8 protein-coding genes and 1 pseudogene are annotated in these 8,542 nt (G+C 35.3%); 4 read left to right on the top strand and 5 right to left on the bottom strand.

Annotated features, from left to right (window positions below):
* Positions 1-282: 282 nt before the first annotated feature.
* A complete protein-coding gene (locus ECA01S_RS13465; RefSeq protein ID WP_010746355.1) occupies positions 283-1,557 on the top strand; it encodes a DUF3440 domain-containing protein in 1,275 nt (424 codons plus the stop codon).
* Entirely contained in the window at positions 1,541-2,059 is a 519-nt protein-coding gene (locus ECA01S_RS13460) for a ParB N-terminal domain-containing protein (protein ID WP_010746354.1), read from the top strand. The genes ECA01S_RS13465 and ECA01S_RS13460 overlap by 17 nt, the downstream gene beginning before the upstream one ends.
* 1,366 nt (positions 2,060-3,425) lie before the next feature.
* Here ECA01S_RS13460 and ECA01S_RS14640 read toward each other — a convergent pair.
* From ECA01S_RS14640 to ECA01S_RS14630, 3 genes are all read right to left on the bottom strand, one after another.
* Positions 3,426-3,593, bottom strand: coding sequence for a hypothetical protein (locus tag ECA01S_RS14640; RefSeq protein ID WP_245631228.1), 168 nt, complete (start codon positions 3,591-3,593; stop codon positions 3,426-3,428).
* A gap of 72 nt (positions 3,594-3,665) precedes the next feature.
* A complete protein-coding gene (locus ECA01S_RS14635; RefSeq protein WP_231371802.1) occupies positions 3,666-3,830 on the bottom strand; it encodes a transposase in 165 nt (54 codons plus the stop codon).
* Between the two features lie 526 nt (positions 3,831-4,356).
* Positions 4,357-4,620 carry a hypothetical protein gene (locus ECA01S_RS14630; RefSeq protein WP_010746353.1) on the bottom strand — a complete coding sequence of 88 codons (264 nt, stop codon included), beginning with the start codon at positions 4,618-4,620 and terminating at the stop codon, positions 4,357-4,359.
* A gap of 378 nt (positions 4,621-4,998) precedes the next feature.
* On the opposite strand from ECA01S_RS14630, the gene ECA01S_RS13450 reads away from it, so the two are divergent.
* Positions 4,999-5,760, top strand: coding sequence for a (S)-acetoin forming diacetyl reductase (locus tag ECA01S_RS13450; RefSeq protein ID WP_010746352.1), 762 nt, complete (start codon positions 4,999-5,001; stop codon positions 5,758-5,760).
* A gap of 1,117 nt (positions 5,761-6,877) precedes the next feature.
* Here ECA01S_RS13450 and ECA01S_RS13445 read toward each other — a convergent pair.
* The gene (locus tag ECA01S_RS13445) at positions 6,878-7,078 is read right to left on the bottom strand and encodes a hypothetical protein (protein ID WP_143139625.1); all 201 of its coding nucleotides are present in this window, start codon (positions 7,076-7,078) and stop codon (positions 6,878-6,880) included.
* A gap of 56 nt (positions 7,079-7,134) precedes the next feature.
* The gene (locus ECA01S_RS13440) at positions 7,135-7,911 is read right to left on the bottom strand and encodes a sulfite exporter TauE/SafE family protein (RefSeq protein ID WP_010746350.1); all 777 of its coding nucleotides are present in this window, start codon (positions 7,909-7,911) and stop codon (positions 7,135-7,137) included.
* A gap of 407 nt (positions 7,912-8,318) precedes the next feature.
* Between ECA01S_RS13440 and ECA01S_RS13435 the strand changes: the two are divergent.
* Positions 8,319-8,542 (top strand): annotated as a pseudogene (locus tag ECA01S_RS13435) (IS110 family transposase); the annotation flags it as partial.

The following is an 8,542-nucleotide window of genomic DNA, read 5'->3' as shown; positions in this document are numbered from 1 at the left end:
GTTAGGGACATATGAATAATGATGACTTATCCTGTATTGTGTAGAGTATCTTAACTGAGATAACTTTATTAGAATATAGAAGCAGTGCGTATAAATAAATATAAGTTTTGGTTGAAGATAGTGGCTAGTCAATTAGTATAGATTTTGGTTCGTATTATTAAAATAAGGAGTGCTTTTATACGTACCTGTACGAATTTTAATGTATGATTGATATGAACAAAACTTTGCGTAGTAACGTTCAATTAAAGTACCTATTAAATTTTTTTCATAGGGGTGAATATTTTGGGAAAGGTTTATTTAGAGAAAAATGTTTATACCGCTGCACTTGAAAGATTAGAAAAAATTTTTTCGCAAGACTTTGCTGTATACTTTTCGTTTTCTGGTGGTAAAGACAGTTCCGTAATGTTACAACTGGCAAATATAGTTGCAAAAGAGAAAAATAAGAAATTTGATGTTTTGTTCATTGATCTAGAAGGTAATTATCAATATACCATTGATCATGTAAACGATCTTAAAAATCTAAGTCAAATCAATAAATTTTATTGGGTTTGCCTACCCTTAGTTTTAAGAAATGCAGTAAGCCAATTAAGCACCCATTGGGTTTGTTGGGATAAAAGGCAGAAAGAGTTCTGGATAAGAGATATGCCTGAAAATTGCATTAACGAAGATAATTATCTTTCAAAATATGGGTGGGATTTTTTTATTAATGATATGCAATTTGAAACTTTCATTGTAGCTTTTGCAAAATGGTATCAAAAAAAGCATAACAAGCCAGTGATGTGTGGTGTTGGTATTAGGACAAATGAAAGTTTTAATCGTTTTAGAACGATTGTGTCTCTTAGAAAAGAGAAATGGCAAGATTATAATTGGACAACTCTTGTCCAAAATGACTTACACCTTCCAATTTACAATTTTTATCCAATTTATGATTGGCAAACAAGAGACATTTGGATTGCTGTTTCTCAACTTGATTTAAAATATAATCAACTTTATGAGCTTTTTTACAAATCTGGACTTTCCATCCATGAAGCAAGAATTTGTCAACCGTATGGTGATGACCAAAGAAAAGGTCTAAGTCAATTTAAAGCTATTGAACCGGAAACTTGGTCTAAACTTTTAATAAGAGTTGGTGGAGTAAATTTTGGCAATCTTTATGCTAAAAGTTTAGCCCTTGGGTATATGAAGTTGGAAAAACCCAAGCATCTAACATGGCAGGAGTACACAATTTTTCTATTGGAGAGCATAGGAATTAAAAATTATGACTTAATGATTCACTATGCGAGAAAAATAGAGAGATTTATTGAATGGTATGAAGTGAAAAAAGGGATCCCAATGCAGGATTTTGCACCGAAACACTTAGAAGCTAAAAAGAAAGTAGCTTCATGGAGAAGATGTGCGAAAATGATATTAAAGAATGATTATTATGGGAGAGGATTATCGTTTGCACAAACCAAAAGAGATGACGCCGAATTAAAGGCGATGTTAGAAAAAGATGAAACAGAGAATAAGATAATATATTTTGATGAGAGGTTAAAGGAAAATGGCAGAAGAGATTAAAATGTTAGCATTAGAAGCAAAATTAGTTTCAATAGATGAAGTTTATGCCAACGACTACAATCCTAATATAGTAGCGGCACCTGAAATGAATTTATTGGAAACATCAATTATAGAAAATGGCTTTTGTTATCCAATAGCAGTTATAAGGGATGAAAATAATAAGTATTGTATTGTAGACGGCTTTCACCGTTATACGGTTGCAAAAAAATTAAATCTAAGGGAGGTTCCTGTAGTTATTTTAAAACATAACATTGTTAAGAGGATAGCTGCAACTGTTCAATTTAATCGTGCGAGAGGTACACATCAAGTATTAGATATGTCAAAGATAGTTATAAGGCTAGTCGGAGAAGGGAAGACAGATTCCGAGATTGCAGAGATGTTGGGAATGGATGGGGATGAAGTCTTTCGTTTGAAGCAACTTTCTGGTCTTAAAGAAGCTTTTAAAAATAAGGATTTTTCAAAGTCATGGGAAGAGTTTGAAAAGAAATACAAGTGGAACTAGCTAGGTGTTTTTATTACTTTTTTCAATATTAAAGACACTTCAAAGGTAGAATTAGTATTTTGATGTAACGATTGGTCGAGATTAAGTATACTAGCAAGTAGTTGTCTATCAGGTGGGGAATTTTATGAACGATTAATGTTTGAGAAAGTTTGTGTAACAATATATTTGACCATAAAAGTAAAGGTTATGTTCATATGACGTCCACTAATTACTTTAAAATCAATCAATTAATTCGATCAAAAAAGTATGGAAGTATCTAACAAAGAAGTGTTTAAAGAGTGTTTAATTAAAATATGATATAAGTCTAAGTCGTGTAATAACCATCAATCTTGGACAGGTGGTTATTTCGCGGCTTTTTCATTTTCTGTTACTATAATAATTATTATTAATACTCTTGCTTACAATACTATCATTTTATGATTAAACATGTAGGTTTTCTCGTTCAGAAGTTCTGTTAGGCAATATTCTAGTGGGAAATTACCTTAGGTACATTTTGAAACTGTTTATTTGATTAGTAATACATAATTTGTTCTTGATTGATTGAATAGAGTAGTTTTAAGTAATCACATAAAACTGTAAAACTCATTTACAAGAAGGGGTAAAATTTAATAAAAAAGAAGCAGTATCAACTAATTCATTTTCAATAACTTTTCTATAAAAATTTAAATAAATCAATAGGTTTATGATACCAGTTACCGTACTGCTCAATAGCATAAGCTTTTATATTTTGAAAAATTTCAATGGTAAGGGAATTTATTTTCTCTTGTTTCAATTATTTAGGATAATAGTGTGATTTTAGTTTCTCTTAGTTATTTAAATAGTGATCTAATAGAGGATTTAAGTTACCAAGACGACTACGGCTAATAGGCTTGGATTAGCTTGTTTGTTCTCAAAGAATGGATAGTAAGACTCCTCAATGGTTTACCAGTCATTCTGGCAGTATAAAACTATACTCCGCCACAGAAAAGAGAAGATTATCCGACAATAAGGAAGTAGCTATCAGTGTAGTGGTTAGTGGGAATCATCAAAAGTGACATAAAAATAATCGTGAAGTGGTAGGGAAATCAAAAGCGACATTTTTATATCTAACTGGGGATGAATTAAGAAAACGTCTCAAAAACAATTGGCGTTTATTCTTTTGTCGAACAATTTCGTTATTTGTTGAAAAAATAACGGAGAGTAAATGAAAATCTTATTTTTTGACGATAAAACGCTTTCTTTGTAAAATGATTTTGTAAAGAAAATAAGAGATAGAAAGACAAACTATATTAAGTCAATCACAATATGAAAAGTTTGAATAACGTAATTTGGATATGGTTTGAAGGCATGACAAAGAAACCTTAGGCAGAGAAAGTTTTTGAAAAGATTAGTTAACGGTCATTTTCTGTTCCTCATAAGGTGTAGTATCTTTCAGTAATTGGTAAATGATCCGCACCAGTTTTCTTACGACATGACTAATTGCGACATTGTAGTGTTTTCCTTCCGCTAGTTTTTTCTGGAAATAGACACGCATAGACGGCGACCAAATAGACATGAGCCTGGCGAACTTATGCAATGCACAGCGTAATTGTGAAGATCCTCGTTTGACCATTCGGTCAGTTTCTGTTTAATTCATTCCAGAAGTGGAGACGGATGATTCTGCACCTGCATAAGCAAGCAGCTGATTTGGTGAACGAAAACTCTTAATATCCCGAATTTCGGTAAGAATGACACTCCCTAATTTAAAACTAATGCCGGGAATCGTTAAAATAGGCGAATCAATTTCACTCATTAATCGAGCGACTTCCTTCTCTGTTTCGTCTCGCATAGTCGTAAGTTACTGAATGGTATTAATGGTTTGAAGGAGTTCAAATTCTAGCGCAGGGGAATCTTGACTAATGGTGATTTGTGCGAGGACTTTAATCTTGATTGCCTAATCTTTTCCGAAGCGACCTTTTGAGTGTATTGAAATGAAATTCGTCAACTTCGTTAAGTGTCCATTTCCTAGCTTTCTAGTAGAAAGGTATTCTTCCAAAATCGCGTACACATGGGATTGGTGCTTTGCAGAAAAGAAGAACCCAAAGAAGAGGCTGATTTCAGAAAGCGAATATTTAAGGTGTGTATAGCTTACTTTTTTCGAGCATAATCCTCTTTTAATCTGGTTGTATGTCGAGTTAAATATTTCAATTCAATCATTTAAGGGGCAGCACTAAATGATTATTTATCAAGATTTGTTCGTAGTTTTCGAGCAATCATCATGGCGTTTTTTTATCGGTTTTGGGTTTTACGCAAGCTTTGATTCTTGGCATATTCTTTAATTAAGTACGGATTATAGCTGTAGGTTGGGGAGCTTTGCGTCCGAAGAAAGCGTAAGATATTAAAGCAATAATGATCGGTATCTTATAAGGCGCTTTGATGTCTTCACCGGTAGATTTCTTCAAATTAGCAAGCGCCATTTGAAGCTTCGTAAAGCCTTCACGGTTATTTTCGATTTGAAAGTGGTGGACAAAAATCGGTCCTTCAGGATCAACGACCGCTAAGTCATGTTTATGCTTGGCAACAGCTATTCCAACAGACAACATAAGAACCACTCCTGATCAGATAAAATTTACACTGTGCTCCACGTACTATTTGCCTATGTAACCTTGTGCTCAATCAAGCGTCACGAACAGATATCCTGCGCTAACAAACTTATTAACAATTTGACAAAGAGCTATGGCTAGAGCCCTTCACTAACAGTATTCCAAGGGAATCTAGTGGAAGTAGTACTAGTCCACAGTGCCTAACTCAATTATAGATAAAATAACAGCTAATTAAAACGGAATAGCTGATTAATTGAGTAATCTAAATATACAAGGAAGTGAGGATATTATTTTTAATGTGAGTTTATTTTTTATTAATATTAATAAGAGAGGTAGGTTTATTTTGAAGTTGATAAATGTTAGAAGGAGTGAAATTTAATGAAAAAAGTTGCCTTAGTTACTGGCGCAGGTCAAGGTATAGGTTTTGCTATAGCTAAGCGTTTATATAGAGATGGCTTTGATGTGGCATTGGTGGATTACAATGAAAATTCTGCACGAGCGGCAGCAATAGAGTTTGGTGAACATGCAATGGCTATCGAAGCGGATGTTTCGAAGCGTGACGAGATTTTCTCAGCAGTTAATAAAACGATAGAATCCTATGGAGACTTGTCAGTGATTGTAAATAATGCTGGGATAGCACCAACTACACCGATAGATTCTATTACTCCAGAACAGTTTGAAAAAGTTTATTCTGTTAATGTGGGAGGCGTCTTATGGGGAACACAAGCAGCTTCCGAAGCATTCCAAAAATTGAATCATGGTGGAAAGATCATCAACGCTTGTTCACAAGCGGGTGTTGTGGGTAATCCTAACCTGATGTTATATAGTAGTTCAAAATTTGCTGTTCGTGGTATGACCCAGATTGCTGCACGAGATTTAGCTGAATATGGTATTACTTGCAATGCTTATGCACCAGGTATTGTTAAAACACCTATGATGATGGATATTGCTCATCAAGTAGGTGTTAATGCTGGTAAAGACGATGAATGGGGAATGCGAACTTTCAGTAAAGATATCGCATTAAAACGTTTATCTGAACCTGAAGATGTTTCGGCAGTTGTTTCATTTTTAGCCAGTGATGACGCCAACTATATAACTGGACAAACGATCATAGTGGATGGCGGAATGCAGTTCCAATAAACAAAGTGGTAATAATTCAGTATGGAGCGGGAAGGCTCGAAAGTTTTTTAGGTTGGCTCTTCGTCAAATTGTTTTGATGGTGCAATTGACGAAGAGCCTATTTGTAGTTTATTTTATTGATGAATAACAGACATTAATCTATATAACTTATTAGTCAATAGCTAGAAATAATAGCGTTAAAAAACACTTTATAATTTCCCTCTAATTTTAGGATCTAACATATTTATTACAAAAGCATTTTTAGCAATTACTAGACACTGAAATATTTATTGAAGTGATCCTGTGCCACCTACACCAATAGGTTCACTCCCCTGAAACTAGTGTTTTATATACGGAAGAGTTAATTTTGTATTATTGCTCTGCAGGGCGGGGCACCTCCTGTGGTCCCAGTTTCCCGTATGCTTTTCCATGGTTATTCCGTCATGGTTTGCCCTGAAACGCGAGTTGAGACGACGTTTGTTTTAGGACTCTTTCTTTTCATAAGCTTTGTGCTATACTAATCTCGGCAATTTGCCCCAAAGAGGACGAGAAGTAGCCTACAAAATTGCTCATAAGGAGCTATTACTTCCACTTGTAATATTCTTACCGGTACATGGCAGAAGAAGAATAGGATTTTTAAAAGGCCTGTTTGTTATGCTCATCATGACCGAGATATGAGATATCAATGCTAGTATCAATATTCTGACCGAAGGTCTAAGATTACATTCTATGGGATTGGTTTAGATCCAATCATCAAGAACCGTAGGAACTACGGGAATCGCTTGGTAAACAAGAGAGACCGCTGTTAGTGAAGAAATACGCTTGCAAGTATGCTCTATCCCCAAGAAGCTCCCACTTCAAGCGTTAAGAACCGTTAGGTTTAGCTAAGTGGTGAGTAATTCATTTACGTATGAAAAATGGTACTAGAAGTGGATAGATGGACGAATTAGAACTAGGCTGGGTTCAATCAGTTGATGATCAAAGACACATTCTCTTCTAGGAGAAAGTAAGGAATTACCTTTTATAATAACGATAGGGTTAATCTTACGTTTCCATTAGAATATCTGATATTAAAAATAGTTAAAGAATGGCTGTAAAAACTCTTGAATATTATTCCACAATTAGTTAGCAAACTTGGTTATAAGTTTACTTTTTCATCTAAATAAGGTTTTGATTTTGAACAATCTTTTTTGGGGGAAACCTGACTATACAACGGGCTTTCCTGTATTAGAAATAAATGCTTCAAGCTGTTAATTGTGGCAATTGTTTTATCAATTGTTAAGGGAGTTCCACCTGGCTTGGGAATCCTCCCATGGTTCTTTTTTCCGAATTCTACCATAAAATCTATTCCACATGATATTCTAGTAGGGAGCGTGATCATCTACCTACTCCTGTTTATAATAATTGATAGCCGTTATAAAGATTGATGACTAGCACGAGGAGAATCACCATCTGGAAAATAATCGTCACTTTTTGTGGGGAAAGAATGGTGCTGGCCCATGCCCCTAGCAAACCGCCAACAATAGCGGCCGGAATCACAAACCATAAAATTTTTAAGTCATAGAGCCCAAATCCGGTGATCCCAGCGATTGTAACAATTTTCGCTAATTGTGAGAAAAAAATCGTACAAATCGAATAGACGGTTGCTTCTTTGATTGGTAAAGCGAACATTAACATTAGCAAGGAAACATTGATTGGTCCACCGCCGATTCCTAGCAGGCTTGCTAGAAAACCAAGGACTAGGCCACAGAAGCAATACCAGAAGTCTTTTTTCAGTTGGAATCCGGGCCAGTCATATTTGGTATAAAAGAAAGCAAACAACAACATCACGACAGTCAAAAAAATCTGTACCATCTGTACTTGATCTTCATTCTGGAAAAGCAACAGTAGCTGATCAAAAACGACATTGCCCAATATACCGCCTAAGATAGCTCCTCCTGAAACCCAAAGGACGATTTGCCAATTGATTTTACGTCCGCTAGCCAACTGTCTTGCGGTAGAAACTAACGACATGGTAAAAACGGCTACGGTAGAATAAAAAGAGATGGCTGCAACAGAATGGGCACCGATAAAATCAAAAATGGGCTTGATTAGGACCCCACCTCCCATTCCTGAGACGGAACCGATCGTATTCGCTAACACAATTACAATAAAATAAATGACCCCAATCATACATTCACCTCCTCGTAAAATATTATTTGTCTAATGATCTTTCTCCAGAATGCTTCTAACTTGTAAAATTTATTGAATAACCTATTCCTTGCGGAATTTGTTTCGATATTGTGTGATTTCTCAGAGTACAATGGATGTATGGAAAAGATTCAACGGGAATTTGCTACTCCCTCCTGTAGCTTTGTCTACCTAGAGAAGTCTGTTACCCGAACCACTGTTATCACTACCAACTCATTAGCTGTTTCGATAATGGACTAGACTTTCAAATAGTAGTTTGGAAGGCAGTTTCTAGCTCTGTTATCACCGTATTCTATTAGGCGAGGTTGTGGCTACACAGTGAGATTCTGGGAAATCCCACAGTATCGAAGCATTTTCCAAAATTTAAAACGAAAGGAGGTCCTTCTTCCATGAAATTATTTGTCGGTATTGACGTTAGCTCTGAAAAATTAGATGTTTGTTTCCTGACGGATGGCGATCAATTATCTATCTTGTCTGAAATCTCTGTTGCTAATGACATTGAAGGAGCTACATTAACTCGAGAAATGATTTTTGAGTTCAACGAGAAATATCACTTTACTCAATTGTGATTGGCATGGCATCAATGTCCATGTACAGCTTCCATCCTTCGATG

This window comes from Enterococcus canis NBRC 100695, assembly GCF_001544375.1.
Taxonomy (GTDB): Bacteria; Bacillota; Bacilli; order Lactobacillales; family Enterococcaceae; genus Enterococcus_H; species Enterococcus_H canis.
This window is presented reverse-complemented; position numbering and strand designations above follow the sequence as displayed.

Coding starts and splice junctions, on each gene's coding strand:
- ECA01S_RS13460 (WP_010746354.1), top strand. CDS start 1,541: ATGGCAGAAGAGATTAAAATGTTAGCATTAGAAGCAAAATTAGTTTCA.
- ECA01S_RS14635 (WP_231371802.1), bottom strand. CDS start 3,830: ATGAGTGAAATTGATTCGCCTATTTTAACGATTCCCGGCATTAGTTTT.
- ECA01S_RS14630 (WP_010746353.1), bottom strand. CDS start 4,620: ATGTTGTCTGTTGGAATAGCTGTTGCCAAGCATAAACATGACTTAGCG.
- ECA01S_RS13445 (WP_143139625.1), bottom strand. CDS start 7,078: ATGGTAGAATTCGGAAAAAAGAACCATGGGAGGATTCCCAAGCCAGGT.
- ECA01S_RS13450 (WP_010746352.1), top strand. CDS start 4,999: ATGAAAAAAGTTGCCTTAGTTACTGGCGCAGGTCAAGGTATAGGTTTT.
- ECA01S_RS13440 (WP_010746350.1), bottom strand. CDS start 7,911: ATGATTGGGGTCATTTATTTTATTGTAATTGTGTTAGCGAATACGATC.
- ECA01S_RS14640 (WP_245631228.1), bottom strand. CDS start 3,593: ATGTCTATTTGGTCGCCGTCTATGCGTGTCTATTTCCAGAAAAAACTA.